The 16,129-nt window shown below is 60.9% G+C and carries 16 protein-coding genes; 8 read left to right on the top strand and 8 right to left on the bottom strand.

The window, feature by feature from the left end; genetic code table 11:
• Window positions 1–17: 17 nt before the first annotated feature.
• Window positions 18–1,295, top strand: coding sequence for an MFS transporter (locus J1777_RS00515; RefSeq protein WP_242700311.1), 1,278 nt, complete (start codon window positions 18–20; stop codon window positions 1,293–1,295).
• On the opposite strand, the gene J1777_RS00510 is transcribed toward J1777_RS00515, so the two are convergent.
• Both J1777_RS00510 and J1777_RS00505 read right to left on the bottom strand, forming a co-directional pair.
• Complete coding sequence (locus tag J1777_RS00510) at window positions 1,282–2,502, bottom strand: FAD-dependent monooxygenase (protein WP_207573892.1); 1,221 nt, start codon at window positions 2,500–2,502, stop codon at window positions 1,282–1,284. The two genes, J1777_RS00515 and J1777_RS00510, sit on opposite strands and share 14 nt — an antisense overlap.
• Before the next feature lie 89 nt (window positions 2,503–2,591).
• A complete protein-coding gene (locus J1777_RS00505) occupies window positions 2,592–2,891 on the bottom strand; it encodes an H-NS histone family protein (RefSeq protein WP_207573891.1) in 300 nt (99 codons plus the stop codon).
• Between the two features lie 71 nt (window positions 2,892–2,962).
• On the opposite strand from J1777_RS00505, the gene J1777_RS00500 reads away from it, so the two are divergent.
• On the top strand, window positions 2,963–3,814 hold the full coding sequence (locus J1777_RS00500; RefSeq protein WP_207573890.1) for a symmetrical bis(5'-nucleosyl)-tetraphosphatase: 852 nt from the start codon (window positions 2,963–2,965) through the stop codon (window positions 3,812–3,814).
• Window positions 3,815–3,841: 27 nt separating this feature from the next.
• On the opposite strand, the gene J1777_RS00495 is transcribed toward J1777_RS00500, so the two are convergent.
• Together J1777_RS00495 and dcd are read right to left on the bottom strand one after the other, a co-directional pair.
• Window positions 3,842–5,287, bottom strand: a complete 1,446-nt coding sequence (locus J1777_RS00495; protein ID WP_207573889.1) for a DEAD/DEAH box helicase — start codon at window positions 5,285–5,287, stop codon at window positions 3,842–3,844.
• Between the two features lie 445 nt (window positions 5,288–5,732).
• The gene (gene dcd, locus J1777_RS00490) at window positions 5,733–6,299 is read right to left on the bottom strand and encodes a dCTP deaminase (protein WP_207573888.1); all 567 of its coding nucleotides are present in this window, start codon (window positions 6,297–6,299) and stop codon (window positions 5,733–5,735) included.
• Between the two features lie 120 nt (window positions 6,300–6,419).
• Between dcd and J1777_RS00485 the strand changes: the two genes are divergently transcribed.
• The gene (locus J1777_RS00485; protein WP_207573887.1) at window positions 6,420–6,857 is read left to right on the top strand and encodes an HIT family protein; all 438 of its coding nucleotides are present in this window, start codon (window positions 6,420–6,422) and stop codon (window positions 6,855–6,857) included.
• A 177-nt stretch (window positions 6,858–7,034) separates the two neighbouring features.
• A complete protein-coding gene (brnQ, locus tag J1777_RS00480) occupies window positions 7,035–8,357 on the top strand; it encodes a branched-chain amino acid transport system II carrier protein (protein WP_207573886.1) in 1,323 nt (440 codons plus the stop codon).
• A gap of 7 nt (window positions 8,358–8,364) precedes the next feature.
• Here the strand turns inward: brnQ and J1777_RS00475 are convergent, their stop codons facing one another.
• A complete protein-coding gene (locus J1777_RS00475) occupies window positions 8,365–8,847 on the bottom strand; it encodes a hypothetical protein (RefSeq protein WP_207573885.1) in 483 nt (160 codons plus the stop codon).
• 37 nt (window positions 8,848–8,884) lie between these two features.
• Window positions 8,885–10,093, bottom strand: coding sequence for a bifunctional phosphopantothenoylcysteine decarboxylase/phosphopantothenate--cysteine ligase CoaBC (gene coaBC, locus J1777_RS00470; protein WP_207573884.1), 1,209 nt, complete (start codon window positions 10,091–10,093; stop codon window positions 8,885–8,887).
• 102 nt (window positions 10,094–10,195) lie between these two features.
• Here coaBC and J1777_RS00465 point away from each other — a divergent pair, with 102 nt between their 5' ends.
• The 4 genes from J1777_RS00465 to J1777_RS00450 all read left to right on the top strand — a co-directional run bounded on the left by J1777_RS00465 (window position 10,196) and on the right by J1777_RS00450 (window position 14,481).
• Entirely contained in the window at window positions 10,196–11,842 is a 1,647-nt protein-coding gene (locus J1777_RS00465; RefSeq protein ID WP_207573883.1) for a CTP synthase, read from the top strand.
• A 103-nt stretch (window positions 11,843–11,945) separates the two neighbouring features.
• Window positions 11,946–12,803: a 3-deoxy-8-phosphooctulonate synthase gene (gene kdsA, locus J1777_RS00460; RefSeq protein ID WP_207573882.1), complete on the top strand. Its 858-nt coding sequence runs from the start codon at window positions 11,946–11,948 to the stop codon at window positions 12,801–12,803.
• 49 nt (window positions 12,804–12,852) lie between these two features.
• A complete protein-coding gene (gene eno, locus J1777_RS00455; RefSeq protein ID WP_207573881.1) occupies window positions 12,853–14,139 on the top strand; it encodes a phosphopyruvate hydratase in 1,287 nt (428 codons plus the stop codon).
• A gap of 66 nt (window positions 14,140–14,205) precedes the next feature.
• A complete protein-coding gene (locus J1777_RS00450) occupies window positions 14,206–14,481 on the top strand; it encodes an FtsB family cell division protein (protein WP_207573880.1) in 276 nt (91 codons plus the stop codon).
• A gap of 64 nt (window positions 14,482–14,545) precedes the next feature.
• Here the strand turns inward: J1777_RS00450 and hslO are convergent, their stop codons facing one another.
• Window positions 14,546–15,532: an Hsp33 family molecular chaperone HslO gene (hslO, locus tag J1777_RS00445; protein WP_207573879.1), complete on the bottom strand. Its 987-nt coding sequence runs from the start codon at window positions 15,530–15,532 to the stop codon at window positions 14,546–14,548.
• 43 nt (window positions 15,533–15,575) lie between these two features.
• Window positions 15,576–16,100 (bottom strand): gamma carbonic anhydrase family protein, encoded by a 525-nt coding sequence (locus J1777_RS00440; RefSeq protein ID WP_207573878.1) that lies wholly within the window; start codon window positions 16,098–16,100, stop codon window positions 15,576–15,578.
• Window positions 16,101–16,129 lie beyond the last annotated feature (29 nt).

The following is a 16,129-nucleotide window of genomic DNA, read 5'->3' as shown; positions in this document are numbered from 1 at the left end:
GCTTGGGCGCTGTGACCATGTCGATACCGCCTTCCTCCTCCCCGCCCCCCCAACGCCACCACCCGCTGTGGCTAATGCTGCTGGCGCTGCTGACCGGCTTTGCCCTGAGCCAGGCTTTTCGCACCGTCACCAGCACGCTGGCACACGGGCTACAAACAGAATTTGGCCTGAGCAATGCCGGCCTGGGGGCGTTTGCCGGGCTGTTTGGCCTGTCCTTTGGCATTGCCCAGCTGCTGATGGGCATTGCGCTGGACAAATTCGGCCTGCGCCGCACCATCGTCTGCGCCCTGCCGCTGGCGGTGGCGGGGGCTTTGCTATCGGCCCTGGCCCCCAGCTACCCGGTGCTGATGCTGGGGCAGTTGCTGATTGGCGTGGGCTGCTCGCCGGCGTTTTTGGTCTGCACCCTGTTCGTGGCCCGGCACTTTCCGCCCGAGCGCTTCGCCTTTTTCTCCGGCCTGTGCCTGGGGGGCGGCGGGCTGGGCCTGCTGTTTACCGGCACGCCCCTGGCCTGGGTGGTGCAGACTTGGAACTGGCGCGTGGGCTTTGCCGTGCTGGCTGTGCTGTGCCTGCTGGCCTGGGGGCTGATTTACCGCCTGGTACACGAGCCGCCCTCCCCCCACGCACCGCCCCCCAGCCAAGAAGGCTGGGGCCAGGCGCTGCGGGGCTTTTTCCAGCTGTTTGCCCTGCCGCACACCTGGGGGATCGTGGTGCTGGGCATGTCGTGCTACGCCGCCTTCCTGAGCCTGCGTGGGCTGTGGCTGGGGCCGCTATTGATGGGGCGGTTTGATTTTTCCTTGGTGCAAGCGGGCAACGTCGCGCTGGGGGTGTCGCTGATTTCGCTGTTCGCCCCCGGGCTGTTTGGCCGCCTTGATCCTGGCGTGGCCGGGCGCAGAAAGTGGCTGGGCCGGGCCTCGCTGGCCCTGGCCGGGTTCTTTGTCGTACTGGCCTTCGCGCCCTGGGCCAGCGCCAGCGTGGCGCTGATTCTGTTCATGGGCTTGCTCTCGGGCTACGCGCCCTTGCAATATGCCGATGTGCGGGCCTCTTACCCCGCCGAGCTGACGGGTCGGGCCTTGTCGGTGTTCACCATGGCGATGTTTTTGGGCGTAGCAGCAATGCAATGGCTCACCGGCAGCGTCGCCGCCTGGGCCAGCGCCCAGGGCCTGGATGTTTACACCGTGGTGCTGTGCACGATTGCCACCTGGCTGGCGCTGGCCTCGGTGGCGTTTCGGGTGTTGCCCCAATCGCCCCTGCTGGCGCAAGCCAGCGAGCGCCCTACCAGCCCTACCAGCCCGTAGCGCACGCACCATCGCCCCGGTACAGCCAGGGCACATCCATCAAGCGGCTGCCCAGCAGGCGCAGGGCACTGTCGCGCCCCCAGCGCATGAGGCCGGTGGCATGAAAAATCTCGCCATTGCGAATCGAGCGCGCCTGCACCCGGGCATTGCGCTGCCAGCGGTTGAGCGCGTAGCGGCGCAGGCGCGTGCTGACATCCAAGTCCGCCATCGCCAGCGCACGTTGCAGCTCCGCCGCATCCTCAATGGCCATACCGGCCCCTTGCGCCAAATAGGGCCGCATGGGGTGGGCAGCATCGCCAATCAAGCCCACCAGACCCCGGGCCATGCCCTGGGGGCCCGTCAAAGGCGCACGGTCCGACAGCGGCCACAACCGCCATTGCCCACCGCTGGCCTCGACGCTGCCCACCACATCCCGCAGTGCCGCGCAACTGCCTTGCAGCGCACGGGCCAATTGCAGGGCATTGGCGGCATGGTCCCATTGGGTCAGGTCTTCGGGTGCGGGGCCTTCGACAATCACCACCAGATTCAAAAGCTCGCCCCGGCGCACCGGGTAGTGCACGGCATGCAGCTGCGGGCCCAGCCAGACGTTCACCTCGTGGGCGCGCCAAGCAGCGGGCACATCGGCCATGGGAATCAAGGCCCGGTAAGCCAAATGACCACTGACGCGCGGTCGGCTCGTATCGCCCAGCACACCAGCTCGCAGCTGGCTCCAAACGCCATCGGCCAGCAATAAGGCATCGCCTTCAACGCAAGGGTAGGCCGGGGTGCGGATGGTGGCGACACCCTCTAAGCCCAAAATTTCTTCGACTGGCTGGCCGTGGTTAATAAACACCCCCTCACGCCCTTGCACCGCATGCACGAGCAGCTGGTGCAAATCCGCCCGGTGGATGGTGACGTAGGCCGCCCCATACCGCTGCACCATGCTGGCACCCAAAGGGGTTTGGGCCAATTCCCGCCCACTGCAAGCGCTGTGCGCCCGCAACCGCTGGGGCATGGCACACACGGCCTGCAGCCCCTCTTGCAGCCCCCAGGCTTGCAAACGCCGCACCACATTGGGGCCCAGCTGCACCCCCGCGCCTACTTCGGAAAATACCGCTGCGCGTTCAAACACCCGCACATCCCACCCGGCATGCGAAGCACCTAAAGCGGCTGCCATGCCGGCAATGCCCCCGCCCGCAATGAGTAATTGTTTCTTTTCGGCATCCATAGACTGAATTGTCCGGGCAAACCCTAGCGATTTTTCATACGGCCATAAAAAAAACCCGCCAAAGCGGGCTTTTTAAAAGGCGCTAACCATTAATCACGAATCAGGAACTGGTCGCGGTCTTGGCCCTGAATCCACTTGGGGGGTTTGCCCCGGCCGGTCCAGGTTTCACCGGTGGCTTGGTTGCGGTATTTGGGGGCCACTTTCACGCCTTGGGTGCTGCTGGTGCGACCACCACGGGCAGGCGGGAAAATATCGTCAGCCGTCAGACCATAATCGGTAACCAGGGTACGCACTTTGGCAACAGCGTCGGCCAGTTCACGGCGGCGAGCTTCTTCGATTTGTAATTCGAGAGCGTTGCGCTGAGCGAGTAATTCCTTGTAAGAACTCATGATGGAAACATCCTTTCAAAATAGTTGGGCGATTATAAATAAATAATTCCCAACTCTGCAAATTAATTAATATGGCCACTTATCTGATCGGCGACGTGCAAGGCTGCTTCGCCTGTTTGCAAAAACTTTTACGACAGATTGAATTTTCCCCAAGCACTGATAGTGTTTATTTATTAGGGGATATCGTCAATCGGGGGCCGCAATCCTTAGAGACTTTGCGGTTTTGCCGCGATATGCAAGGCAGCGTCCAGGTATTACTGGGCAACCATGATCTGCATTTATTGGCCTGTGCGCACAAAGTGCGCCCGCCCGGTCGGCGCGACACTTTAACCCCGATTTTGCAAGCGCCTGATTGCAAAGATTTATTGCAATGGTTGGCAGCGCAGCCTTTGGCGCGGCATTTGCAAAGCCAGCAGGGGCAGGATTTATTACTGGTGCATGCCGGGGTATTGCCCAGCTGGAGCTTGCAAGCCACTATGGATTACGCGGCCGAGGTGCAGGCCCAATTGCGCAGCAGCAATTTGCCCAGTTTTTTGCAACAGATGTATGGCAACACCCCAGACCGTTGGGACGACACCCTGGTCGGCATGCAGCGCTGGCGCGTTATTGTCAATGCACTGACACGGCTGCGGTTTTGCAATGCCCTGGGGCAGATGGATTTCAGCAGTTCTGAGGCCGCCAGCGCGGCCCCGGCAGGGCTGATGCCTTGGTTTGATTGCCCCCACCGGCAAACGGCCAACACCTGCATTGCCTTTGGCCACTGGTCCACACTGGGACTGCACAATCAGAAAAATTTGATAGCACTAGACACAGGCTGCGTCTGGGGTGGGGCGCTGACAGCCTTAGAAATCTCTATGGCTGATTTTGACCAGCGCCAAATCCACCAGCTGCCTTGCCCGCCCGCGCAAACACCGGGCAAATAAGCCGCTGCCTGCCACCGGCGCAGCGTTTTACACGCTGCCTGCGGGTTTGAACAAAGCGGGCACTTTGCGCTTGGCCTTGATTTGGCGCAGGGTGCTGCCGGGCGCAGGTTTGCTCTCCCACGTGGGGGGGGCTTCGCTGGCGCTGGCTTCGTAGGGACGGTCAAAGAAAGGATCGGCCGGGGCTGCCCGCACGGGGCGCGCGCCCCGCACAGGGCGGCTACTGGCGAAATGGCTGGCGCCATTGCGCGCCTCCTGATGCCCAGAGGGGCGCTCGCTGCGCGGCGACTCGCCGCCGGCATCACTGCGCTGGCGTGCACGGGCGCTGGGCATGGCCAGCGTTTCTACCGTGATGCGGGTCTTGATCAGCTTTTCAATATCGGCGACCAATCTGCTGTCGCTGGGGGCCACCAGCGTTACGGCCAAACCACTGGCACCGGCGCGGCCTGTGCGGCCAATGCGGTGCACATAATCTTCGGCATTAAAAGGCACGTCGTAATTGAACACGGCGGGCACATCCTTAATGTCCAAGCCCCGCGCGGCAACGTCTGTGCAAACCAGCAAATCGACTTCGCCTTGCTTAAAGGCCTCTAAGGCTTTGAGGCGTTCATCTTGGCTTTTATCGCCGTGCAAGGCCGCTGCGCGGTAGCCATCGCGCTCTAAAGCCCGGCTCAGGCGCGCGCAGCCTAATTTGCTATTGGAGAAAATAAACGCTTGGCGAATGCCGCGCTCTTGGAGCACATGGCAAATGGTGCGGCGTTTATCGTCGTCATGGGCGGCATAAAAGCGCTGTTCTACCGTCGATGCCGTCGCGTTGGCACGCGCCACTTCAATCGTCACCGGATTTTGCAAATAACTGCTCGCCAGACGCTTGATTTCAGGCGAAAACGTGGCTGAAAACAGCAGCGTGGTGCGCTCTTTGGGCAAATACGACAGGATGCGCTGCAAATCGGGCAAAAAGCCAATATCAAGCATGCGATCTGCCTCGTCGAGCACCACATATTCCACTTGGTGCAGAACGGCGTTTTTCGCCTCAATATGGTCCAACAGCCGCCCCGGCGTGGCCACCAGCACTTCCACGCCTTTTTTTAATTCCGCCGTTTGCGGCTTCATGTCCATGCCACCAAATACCACCGTGCTGCGCAATTTGGTGTGCTTGGCGTATTGGGCAATTTGCTGGGCTACTTGGTCCGCCAATTCGCGCGTGGGCAATAACACCAAAGCCCGCACCGGGTGGCGGGCGGGCGAGGCCGAGCTGTTTTCATGGCGCATCAGGCGCTGCAGCAGGGGCAAGGAAAACGCCGCTGTTTTGCCCGTACCGGTTTGGGCGGCACCCATGACATCCTGGCCCGTGAGCACCACGGGGATGGCTTGGGCTTGGATGGGGGTCATTGTCTCGTAGCCCATTTCGGCGACCGCCTGGGTCAAACTGGGGGCAAGAGCGAGTTCGGAGAAAGAAAGAGTAGGACTTGTCATGAAGAAAGCGATTGTCGCATTGCCACCCGATCTGCGCGTGAGCGGGGAAAAATAAATCAAAGATAACTATTTTTAATATAGCTTTAACCGCTGAATTGACAACAAATTTATGGTGTTTTATTCGTTATTTTGTTGAATATAAAGCGGCAACAGCTCTACCTATAAAGCGTTGGACAACACGCAGTGAGCAAAAAAGCGCTGGCAAGCGTGCCCACGGATGGCGCGCCAAGGGGCCAGGGCAAGGCCTGCGGGTGGGCCACACTGCCTGCGTGGTGTTGCCCCTTAGAACGTGTTCATGATCTCGAATGAAGGTGTGGGGGATGCGGTTCGGGATGGGTTGCGAGGCGCAAACCACAGCAATAGCTTGGCTATTGCGAGGATTTGCAACGACGCAGACCGCCCGAAGCGGCGCCCGCACACCCATGAGGAGATCGTGAACACGTTCTCAGGCGCGGGGCAAGGTCACGCCGTGCTGGCCTTGGTATTTGCCGTTGCGGTCTTTGTAGCTGGTTTCGCAGACTTCATCGCTTTGGAAAAACAGCACCTGGGCACAGCCCTCGCCGGCATAAATTTTGGCGGGCAGCGGCGTGGTGTTGGAAAACTCCAGCGTCACATACCCTTCCCACTCGGGCTCAAAAGGGGTCACATTGACGATGATGCCGCAGCGGGCGTAGGTGCTTTTGCCCAAGCACACTGTCAGCACATCGCGCGGAATGCGGAAATACTCCACCGTGCGGGCCAGTGCAAAGCTGTTGGGCGGGATGATGCAGTAATCGCCCTCGAAATCGACAAAGCTTTTTTCATCGAAATTTTTCGGGTCCACCACGGTGCTGTGGATGTTGGTAAAAACTTTGAATTCGCGGGCGCAACGGATGTCGTAGCCATAGCTGCTGGTGCCGTAGCTGATGATTTTCTTGCCGTCGGCCTGGCGAATTTGCCCAGGCTCAAAGGGCTCGATCATGCCGTGCTGCTCGGCCATGCGGCGTATCCATTTATCGCTTTTGATGCTCATGCGCGCTTCTCTCCCGTCATCATTAGGGGGCAGTGGTATCGGTAAAAATCCGCACTCTACCTGCAACGCCAGCGGCTGCGCAGGAAAAACCCATCCGCCATCTATAAAAAGGAGCCCTCTATGCCCATGTTTGTTGATACCTCGCCGCCCGGTGAATGCATTTTTTGCAAACTCGTTGCCGGCACCCTTCCCAGCGCCCAGGTGTATGAGGACGAGCTGACCCTGGCTTTCATGGACCTGGGCCAAGTCAATCCCGGCCATGTGCTGGTGGCCAGCAAGCGCCACGCTGTCACGCTGCTAGAGCTGACCGCCGAAGAAGCCGGTGCCGTCATGCAAACCGCACAGCGCATGGCGCACGCCATCCAAAGCGCATTCGACCCCGAAGGCATCACCGTGCTGCAAGCCAACGGCGCTGCGGCCGAGCAAACCGTGCGCCACTTTCACCTGCATGTGGTGCCGCGCTACCAAAACGATGGCATCACCTTAGGCTGGCCACGCAAAGAACCTGGCCCCGCTGCGCTGCATGACTACGCCGAGCGCCTGCGCAAAGTGCTGTAAGCGCAGCACGACGGCCCCGCCGCTACCCCACACCCCCTGCACCCCAAAATGCAGGGGTTTTTTTATGCGCAAAAAGCAAAGCAATCAATAAAATTTCAAAAAATACGCCAAACATCATTTTTTAAAGCGCCAAGAAACCAATATGTGCAATTTATTTTTGTCACAATCGTTCCCATCATGACGACGAAAAAACTCCATCTCTGGGACATTCTGGCCCTTGGCTTTATGACTTTTGCCCTCTTTCTGGGGGCTGGCAACATCATTTTTCCGCCCATGGTCGGGCTGTCTGCCGGAGAGCAGCTGTGGCCGGCTGCCCTGGGCTTTTTGCTCACCGGTGTGGGCCTGCCGCTGCTCACGGTGGTGGCCTTGGCCCGCGTGGGCGGGGGCATGCCGGCACTGACTGCCCCCCTGGGCAAGGCCGCCGGCATTGCCTTGGGCGTGGCGGTGTACCTTTGCATTGGCCCCCTGTTTGCCACCCCGCGCACCGCCACGGTGTCTTTTGCCATGGGTGTCGCCCCCTTTGTGGGCGACACCCCAGTCAATTTGCTCATCTTTACCTGCGTTTATTTTGCGCTGGTGCTTTTGCTCTCGCTCTACCCTGGCAAGCTGATGGACAACATCGGCAAAATCATCACCCCAGTGCTGATTTTGGCCTTGGCCATTGTGGGTGGGGCCGCCTTTTTCCTGCCGACCGGCGTGCTCAGCGCCGCCACGGGCAACTATGTCCACCAACCCCTGGCCGAGGGCTTTTTGCAGGGCTACCAAACCATGGATGCGCTGGGCGCACTGGTGTTTGGCGTGGTGATTGTCAATGCCATCAAAAGCCAAGGCATCCACGATGCGCGGCTGCACACCCGCTACGCCATTGCGGCGGGGGTGATTGCGGCGCTGGGGCTGGGGCTGGTGTATATCTCACTGGTTTACCTGGGGGCCCACAACGCCCATTTGGCCGCCAATGCCAGCACCGGCGTAGAAGTTCTCACCCGCTACGTGGAGCATACTTTTGGCAACCCCGGCTTGTGGCTGCTGGCCACGGTGATTTTGTTGGCCTGCCTGACCACGGGCGTTGGCTTGGTCAGCGCCTGCGGGGTGTACTTTAGCCAGCTGCTGCCCCTGTCCTACCGGGCCGTGGTCATTTTGATTAGCGCCTTTTCACTGGGCGCGGCCAACTTGGGGCTGGCCCAGCTGATTGCCATTGCTGTGCCTGTGCTCTACACCATTTACCCGGTAGCGATTGCGCTGGTGGGGCTCAATTTACTCAGCCGCTGCTGGCGCAATCCGCGCACAGTGTTCGCTCCGGTGTTGCTGGTGGCGCTGATTTTTGGCTTGGTCGATGGTTTGAAGGCCGCTGAACTGCAGGCATGGATTCCCAGTCTGCTCCTGAGCTTGCCCGGTGCCTCGATGGGGCTGGGCTGGCTGCTGCCTGTGCTGGTGGCCTGCGCCTTGGCGGCAGCATTTGATCGCGTGCGCCCCTGCCCGCCATCACGCGCCGCGCATTGATGGCCTACTAGCCTCCAGTCTTCGCACTGGAGGCTGCTTTGGCCGAGCGCAGCAAGCGGCGCACATTCCACACCACCCACAACACAATCGCCAGCGGAATCCATTCGGCTTTCAACACCAGCAAGCCCAGCAGCACCATGCCAAACACGATGCTGGGCACCTTCATAGAGGCTGCGGGCAGGCCAGGCTTGCCTTGCCCCGCAGAGGCGGCCTTGCTTTGTGCCAGCATCTGCGTCACCTGGCGCACCACCTCTTCTTTCTTGCTTTCCTTCTTGCTGGCAGCCTTGGTGGCTGCGCTCGCCTTGGCTCCCACTTGGCCGGCATGGGGCTGGGCGGTGAGCATGGCAAAACCACCCGTGCGGCGATGCTCTTGCTCTGACCACTGCATCAGCTGCTCAACATAGCGCACATAGTCCCCATTGGGGGGGCCGCTGTAATCGGCCAAAGCGGGGGGCGGTTGGTGGCGTAAGCCAGATGCGGGTTGGTTCATAGCCTGTCTGCCCCTGTTGGAAGTAAATAAAAGGCCGTCACGGCAAACGCCGTGCGATTTCTGCGATCAGGGCATGGCCCAGCTGCGCCTTGCTGGCCCGGGGCAAGGCACTGCTGCCGTGGGCATCAATCAGCAGCAGCGTATTGTCATCCTGGCCAAAGGTCGCCGGGCCAATGTTACCCACCAGCAGCGGAACGTTTTTGCGCACCCGCTTGGCACTGGCGTGGGCCAACAGGTTGTCACTCTCAGCCGCAAAGCCCACACAGTACAGCTGCCCCTGCTGGGCGCGATCACTGTTGGCCACGGTGGCCAGAATGTCGGGGTTTTCGACAAAGGCCAAGCTGGGCACGGCACCACTGCCGTCTTTTTTGATTTTTTTAGCAGAAAAATCGGCCGGACGCCAATCTGCAACTGCGGCGGCAGCTATGAAAATAGAAACGTCCTCCAGCGCCGACTGCACCGCTGCCAGCATGTCCCGCGCCGATTGCACATTGATGCGCTGCACCCCCCGGGGCGTAGGCAAATGCACCGGGCCGGCCACCAGCGTGACCTGCGCCCCCGCCGCGCGGGCCGCCGCCGCAATGGCAAAACCCATCTTGCCGCTGGAATGGTTGGTCAAGCCGCGCACGGGGTCCAGCGCCTCAAAGGTCGGCCCCGCCGTAATCAACACCTTGTGCCCGGCCAGGCGCTTGGGCACCAAGCTGGCGGCAATGTCTTGGATCAGCTCTTCGGGCTCGAGCATGCGGCCATCGCCGCATTCACCACAGGCTTGCTCGCCCTGGCCCACGTCCAGCACCTGGGCGCCATCGGCCGCGGCCTGGGCAAAGTTGCGCTGCGTGGCCGGGTGCGCCCACATTTCGCGGTTCATGGCCGGGGCCAGCAGCAAGGGCTTGCCGTGCGGCCGCGCCAGGCACAGCAAACTGAGCAACTCATCGGCCCGGCCCTGGGCCAGCTTGGCGGCAAAGTCGGCACTGCACGGGGCAATGACGATGGCATCGGCCGCGCGGCTCAAGTTGATGTGCGCCATGTTGTTCTCAGGCCGCGCATCCCATTGCGAGGTAAACACCGGACGACCCGATAGCGCCTGCATCGTCACCGGGGTGATGAATTGCTGGGCCGCCTCGGTCATGACGACTTGCACGGTGGCCCCGGCTTTGGTGAGCAGGCGGCACAGCTGCGCCACCTTGTAGCAGGCGACCCCGCCGGTCAGGCCCAAGACGATGTGTTTGCTTTGAAGCTCTTGCATAGGCAAATGCTAGCAGAGGGCGGGGGTGCATTCACCCAAGGGGGCTGCAGTTGGCGGACGCTGCCCCCTATAATCGCAATTTCCCGCTACCTATACAACGGCATGACCAAATTCGTTTTTGTCACGGGCGGTGTGGTGTCCTCCTTAGGCAAGGGCATCGCCTCGGCCTCGCTGGCAGCACTGCTTGAATCGCGTGGCCTCAAAGTCACCCTTATTAAGCTCGATCCCTATATCAACGTCGATCCGGGCACTATGAGCCCCATCCAGCACGGCGAGGTGTTCGTCACCGACGACGGCGCTGAAACCGATCTGGACCTGGGCCACTACGAGCGCTTCATCGAAACGCGCATGAAGCAGGCCAACAACTTCACCACCGGGCGCATCTACCAAAGCGTGCTCGAAAAAGAGCGCCGGGGCGACTACCTAGGCAAAACCGTGCAGGTGATTCCGCACATCACCAACGAAATCCAAGAATACGTCAAACGCGGCGCAGGCATTGGCACCCCGGATGCGGTGGACGTGGCCATCTGCGAAGTGGGCGGCACCGTGGGCGACATTGAATCGCTGCCCTTTTTGGAGGCCGTGCGCCAATTGGCGCTGAAGCAGGGGCCGAACAACACCGCCTTTGTCCATCTGACCTACCTGCCCTACATCGAAACGGCGGGCGAGCTCAAAACCAAACCCACCCAGCACACGGTGCAAAAGCTGCGCGAAATCGGCATCCAGCCCGATGCCCTGCTGTGCCGCGCCAAGCACAGTGTGCCGGCCGATGAGAAGGCCAAAATCTCCCTGTTCACCAACGTGGCCGAGTGGGGCGTGATCAGCATGTGGGATGTGGACACCATCTACAAAGTGCCGCGCATGCTGCACGAGCAGGGCCTGGACGGCATGGTCTGCGACAAGCTGCGCCTGAACACGCCGCCGGCCAACCTCAAGCGCTGGGACGATTTGGTGTACGAAACCGAACACCCCCAGGGCGAGGTGCGCGTGGCCATGGTGGGCAAATACGTGGAGCTGTCCGATGCCTACAAGTCGGTGAATGAAGCGCTCAAGCACGCTGGCATGCAAAGCCATGTGCGCGTCAAGATCGACCACATTGATTCGGAACTCATCACCGATGCCAACGCGGCCGAGCACCTGGGCGGCTACGACGCCGTCCTGGTGCCCGGCGGTTTTGGCGAGCGCGGCGTGGAAGGCAAGATCGCCACCGCCCGCTTTGCCCGCGAGCGCAAGGTGCCCTACCTGGGCATTTGCCTGGGCATGCAAGTGGCCACCATCGAATTTGCCCGCAACGTGGCGGGGCTGGCCGATGCCAACTCCACCGAGTTCAAGCCCGACACCCCCCATCCCGTGATCGCCTTGATTACCGAGTGGAAAGATGCCGACGGCAAGGTGTACACCCGCGATGCCAACTCCGACCTGGGCGGCACCATGCGCCTGGGGGCCCAAAGCTCAGACGTGCAAAAAGGCACGCTGGCGCACGGCATTTATGGCGACGTGGTCACCGAGCGCCACCGCCACCGCTACGAGGCCAATGTGCAATACCTTGATCGCCTGCGCCAAGCCGGGCTGGTGATCTCGGCGCTGACGCAGCGCGAGCAACTGACCGAGATTGTCGAACTGCCCACCAGCGTCCACCCCTGGTTCATTGGCGTGCAGTTTCACCCCGAGTTCAAATCCACGCCATGGAACGGCCACCCGCTGTTCAATGCCTTTATCCGCGCGGCTTTGGCTGAAAAGAAAGATTAATAACAGGAGCTGCTTGCGCACTAAATTCGGCCAATTAAGGGCTAAAACCCCTTAAAAAGCTGAAGAATAAAGCGCAAACAGCTCTAATTATTCAAAGACCACTATGCAACTTTGCGGTTTTAACGTTGGCCTGGACCAGCCCTTTTTCCTGATTGCCGGCACCTGCTCGATCGAGGGCTTGCAAATGTCGCTGGATGTGGCCGGCCAGCTCAAAGAAAGCTGCACCGCGCTGGGCATCCCGCTGATCTACAAAGGCTCGTTTGACAAAGCCAACCGCTCCTCGGGCAACAGCCAGCGCGGCGTGGGGATGGATGCGGGGCTGAACATCCTGGACGAAGTGCGCCGCCAGTTGCAGCTGCCCATCCTGACCGATGTACACGAAGCCGCCCAAGTGGCCGAGGTGGCCAGCGTCGTCGATGTGCTGCAAACCCCCGCCTTCTTGTGCCGCCAAACCGATTTCATCCGCGCCGTGGCGCAATCGGGCAAGCCGGTGAACATTAAAAAAGGCCAGTTCCTCGCCCCCTGGGACATGAAAAACGTCATCGACAAGGCCCGTGCGGCCGCGGCCGAAGTGGGCCTGAGCGAAGACCGCTTTCTGGCCTGCGAGCGCGGGGTCAGCTTTGGCTACAACAACCTCGTGGCCGATATGACCAGCCTGGCGCAGATGCGCCAAAGCGGTGCCCCCGTGGTGTTTGACGTAACCCATTCGGTGCAAAAACCCGGCGGCCTGGGCGCTGTCAGCGGCGGTGCCCGCGACATGGTGCCCGTGCTGGCGCGTGCCGGTGCGGCCGTAGGCGTGGCCGGTTTTTTCATGGAAACCCACCCCGACCCGGCCCAGGCCTGGTCGGACGGCCCCAATGCCGTGCCCCTCAAGCACATGCACGCCCTGCTGACCACCTTGGTGCAAATTGATGCCATCACCAAGCAAAACGGCTTCTTGGAAAACGATTTTTCGGCCTGAGCCTCCATCGCGCCAGGCCCCAGTTTTTTGAAACTTCAAAGGAAACACCATGAGTGCAATTGTTGATATCGTCGGCCGCGAAGTGCTGGACAGCCGCGGCAACCCCACCGTCGAATGCGACGTGCTGCTGGAATCGGGCGTGATGGGCCGCGCCGCTGTGCCCTCGGGGGCCTCCACCGGCTCGCGCGAAGCCATTGAGCTGCGCGACGGCGACAAAGGCCGCTACCTGGGCAAGGGCGTGCTCAAGGCCGTGGAGCACATCAACCACGACATCGCCAATGCCGTGATTGGCCTGGATGCGGCCGAGCAAGCCTTCCTCGACAAAACCATGATCGAGCTGGACGGCACCGACAACAAATCGCGCCTGGGCGCCAACGCCATGCTGGCTGTGTCGATGGCCGTGGCCCGCGCTGCGGCTGAAGAAGCCGGCCTGCCCCTGTACCGCTACTTTGGCGGCATGGGCGGCGTGCAACTGCCCGTGCCCATGATGAACGTCATCAACGGCGGGGCCCACGCCAACAACAGCCTGGACCTGCAAGAGTTCATGATCATCCCCGTGGGCGCTCCCTCTTTCCGCGAAGCCGTGCGCTGGGGTGCCGAGGTGTTCCACGCGCTCAAAGCCATCATCCACGACCAGGGCATGAGCACGGCCGTGGGCGACGAAGGTGGTTTTGCCCCCAGCGTGGAAAACCACGAAGCGGCCATTCAGCTGATCATTCAGGCCATCGAAAAAGCGGGCTACAAGGCTGGCGAACAAATCGCCCTGGGCCTGGACTGCGCCGCCAGCGAGTTCTACAAAGACGGTATGTACGTGCTGGCCGGTGAAGGCAATATGACCCTGACCGCTGCGCAATGGACCGACATGCTGGCGGGCTGGTGCGATAAATACCCCATCATCAGCATTGAAGACGGTATGCACGAAGGCGACTGGGACGGCTGGAAGCTGCTCACCGAGCGCCTGGGCAGCAAGGTGCAGCTGGTGGGTGACGATCTGTTCGTGACCAACACCAAGATCCTGAAGGAAGGCATCGACAAGCGCATTGCCAACTCCATCCTGATCAAAATCAACCAGATCGGCACGCTGACCGAGACCTTTGCCGCCATCGAAATGGCCAAACGCGCCGGTTACACCGCCGTGATCTCGCACCGCTCGGGCGAAACCGAAGACAGCACCATTGCCGACATCGCCGTGGGACTGAACGCCGGCCAGATCAAGACCGGTTCGATGAGCCGCAGCGACCGCATCGCCAAGTACAACCAGCTGCTGCGCATCGAGGAAGACCTGGGTGACGTGGCCGAGTACCCAGGCCGCGCGGCGTTCTACAACCTGCGTTAATGCGCCCCTCAATCCATTAAGGACACCCCAAAAATGCCCTCCCCGTGAGGGCGTTTTCAAGCCGCCATGGTTGGACGCATCGTCACCCTCGTTTTGTTGGCCCTGCTGGCCCTGATCCACAATCAACTGTGGCTGGGGGACGGCGGCGTGGCCCGCGCCCAGGCATTGCAGGCCCAAATTGACGCACAACAAAAAGCCAACGCCTTGGTGCAGCAAGAGGTCGATCGCCTGCGCTCAGAAGTGCAAGACCTCAAAGACGGCAACGAGATGGTGGAAGAAAAAGCCCGGGGCGAGCTGGGCATGCTCAAACCCGGCGAAATTTATATTCAAATCACCCAATAAGGCTTACCGCATCTGCGCAACAAGCTATGAAAAAAGCTGCCTTGGCAGCTTTTTTCAATGGGGTTTATTGCACCGAACCGGGTGCCGTGTGGCTGGTATCGGTAAACAACTGGGTAATGTCAATCGGATCAAACCGGTACTGGGCCCCGCAGTAATCACACCCCACCTCCACCGAACCGCGCTCAGCGACCACGCTGGCGACCTCTTCCTGCCCCAGGCCTTTGAGCATGGTTTGCACCCGCTCACGGCTGCAGGTGCAGGCAAAGTGCGGCCCGCTAGCGCCTGTTTGCGGGACAAAGCGCAGCAGTTTTTCCTCCCAAAACAGGCGGCGCAAAATGGTATCAACATCCAGGCTGAGCAACTCCTCGCGCGTCAAGCTCGCGGCCAAGGTGGCGATGCGTTGGTAGTCTTCGTTTTCGCCCTGGGCATCCTCGGCATCGCTGGCGCTTTCGGTGGCCCGGGCCAAATTGTCTTGGCCTTTGAGCGGCATGCGCTGAATCAGCAGACCAGCGGCCACTTCGTCATTGGCGGCCAGCACCACCGTGGTGTCCAGCTGCTCGGACTGGAGCATGTAGTGCTGCAACGCCTGGGCCAAGGTCGCCACGCTGTCGCCTTGCGCGTTTTGCAGCGACACCACGCCCTGGTACGGCTGCATGCCAGGTTGGCGATCTTGCGGATCAAGGGTGATGGCGCAGCGCCCCTGGCCATGCACATTGACCAAACTGGTCAGGTCGGCACCACCGTCCACAGTGCCATGGACCGTGGCCGTGGCCCGCAGCGCCAGGTTGCTGTGCACCTCGGCGACGGCCACTTTGACCGGGCCATCGCCAAAAATTTGAAACACCAAGGCACCATTGAATTTGATGTTGGACTGCATCAGCACAGCCGCCGCCGTCATCTCACCCAACAATTCATGCACCGCAGGGGGGTAGGCCCCGGTTTCGGTATTGGCGGCACGGCGCTGCAAGATGGCTTGCCACGCATCGGTCAGGCGCACCACCATGCCGCGCACAGGCAGGCCATCAAACAAAAATTTATGCAGTTCAGACATTGTTTTCCTTTCGCCGGGGCAGACAAACGCGCAGTGCGCTGCTTTAGCCGATGTGGCGCAGCCCCTTTTTAAAACGCTGCGCATTATCCCGGTAGTGCTGGGCGCTGCGGCGCAAGCCCTCGATTTGTGCCTCAGTCAGCTGGCGCACCACCTTGGCGGGGCTGCCAAGAATCATGCTGCCGTCAGGAAATTCTTTGCCCTCCGTGACCAAGGCCCCCGCACCCACCAGGCAGTGCTTGCCAATTTTGGCCCCATTGAGCACCACCGCACCAATGCCAATCAGCGATTCATCGCCAATCGTGCAGCCATGCAGCATGGCCTTGTGGCCCACAGTGACATTGCGGCCAATGCGCAAAGGCTGGCCCGCATCGGCGTGCAGCACGGTGTTGTCTTGGATATTGCTGCCCGCACCAATGTGCAAATGGTCGCTATCGCCACGGGCCACCACGCCAAACCACAGGCTGGCCTGGGCCTCTAAGGTCACGCGCCCGATCACCTGGGCACTGTCGGCCACCCAAGCCGAGTCGGCAATTTCAGGCACCACGCCATCCAGTTCATACACCGCCATACGGTCTCCTTGTTAAAACTTCAGGTTAT

Source organism: Comamonas denitrificans (genome assembly GCF_017368815.1).
Taxonomy (GTDB): Bacteria; Pseudomonadota; Gammaproteobacteria; order Burkholderiales; family Burkholderiaceae_C; genus Comamonas; species Comamonas denitrificans.
This window is presented reverse-complemented; position numbering and strand designations above follow the sequence as displayed.

What these genes read in the sequence shown, in the direction of transcription:
- J1777_RS00515 (WP_242700311.1), top strand. Translation starts at nt 18, where the DNA reads ATGTCGATACCGCCTTCCTCCTCCCCGCCCCCCCAACGCCACCACCCG.
- J1777_RS00510 (WP_207573892.1), bottom strand. Translation starts at nt 2,502, where the DNA reads ATGGATGCCGAAAAGAAACAATTACTCATTGCGGGCGGGGGCATTGCC.
- J1777_RS00505 (WP_207573891.1), bottom strand. Translation starts at nt 2,891, where the DNA reads ATGAGTTCTTACAAGGAATTACTCGCTCAGCGCAACGCTCTCGAATTA.
- J1777_RS00500 (WP_207573890.1), top strand. Translation starts at nt 2,963, where the DNA reads ATGGCCACTTATCTGATCGGCGACGTGCAAGGCTGCTTCGCCTGTTTG.
- J1777_RS00495 (WP_207573889.1), bottom strand. Translation starts at nt 5,287, where the DNA reads ATGACAAGTCCTACTCTTTCTTTCTCCGAACTCGCTCTTGCCCCCAGT.
- dcd (WP_207573888.1), bottom strand. Translation starts at nt 6,299, where the DNA reads ATGAGCATCAAAAGCGATAAATGGATACGCCGCATGGCCGAGCAGCAC.
- J1777_RS00485 (WP_207573887.1), top strand. Translation starts at nt 6,420, where the DNA reads ATGCCCATGTTTGTTGATACCTCGCCGCCCGGTGAATGCATTTTTTGC.
- brnQ (WP_207573886.1), top strand. Translation starts at nt 7,035, where the DNA reads ATGACGACGAAAAAACTCCATCTCTGGGACATTCTGGCCCTTGGCTTT.
- J1777_RS00475 (WP_207573885.1), bottom strand. Translation starts at nt 8,847, where the DNA reads ATGAACCAACCCGCATCTGGCTTACGCCACCAACCGCCCCCCGCTTTG.
- coaBC (WP_207573884.1), bottom strand. Translation starts at nt 10,093, where the DNA reads ATGCAAGAGCTTCAAAGCAAACACATCGTCTTGGGCCTGACCGGCGGG.
- J1777_RS00465 (WP_207573883.1), top strand. Translation starts at nt 10,196, where the DNA reads ATGACCAAATTCGTTTTTGTCACGGGCGGTGTGGTGTCCTCCTTAGGC.
- kdsA (WP_207573882.1), top strand. Translation starts at nt 11,946, where the DNA reads ATGCAACTTTGCGGTTTTAACGTTGGCCTGGACCAGCCCTTTTTCCTG.
- eno (WP_207573881.1), top strand. Translation starts at nt 12,853, where the DNA reads ATGAGTGCAATTGTTGATATCGTCGGCCGCGAAGTGCTGGACAGCCGC.
- J1777_RS00450 (WP_207573880.1), top strand. Translation starts at nt 14,206, where the DNA reads ATGGTTGGACGCATCGTCACCCTCGTTTTGTTGGCCCTGCTGGCCCTG.
- hslO (WP_207573879.1), bottom strand. Translation starts at nt 15,532, where the DNA reads ATGTCTGAACTGCATAAATTTTTGTTTGATGGCCTGCCTGTGCGCGGC.
- J1777_RS00440 (WP_207573878.1), bottom strand. Translation starts at nt 16,100, where the DNA reads ATGGCGGTGTATGAACTGGATGGCGTGGTGCCTGAAATTGCCGACTCG.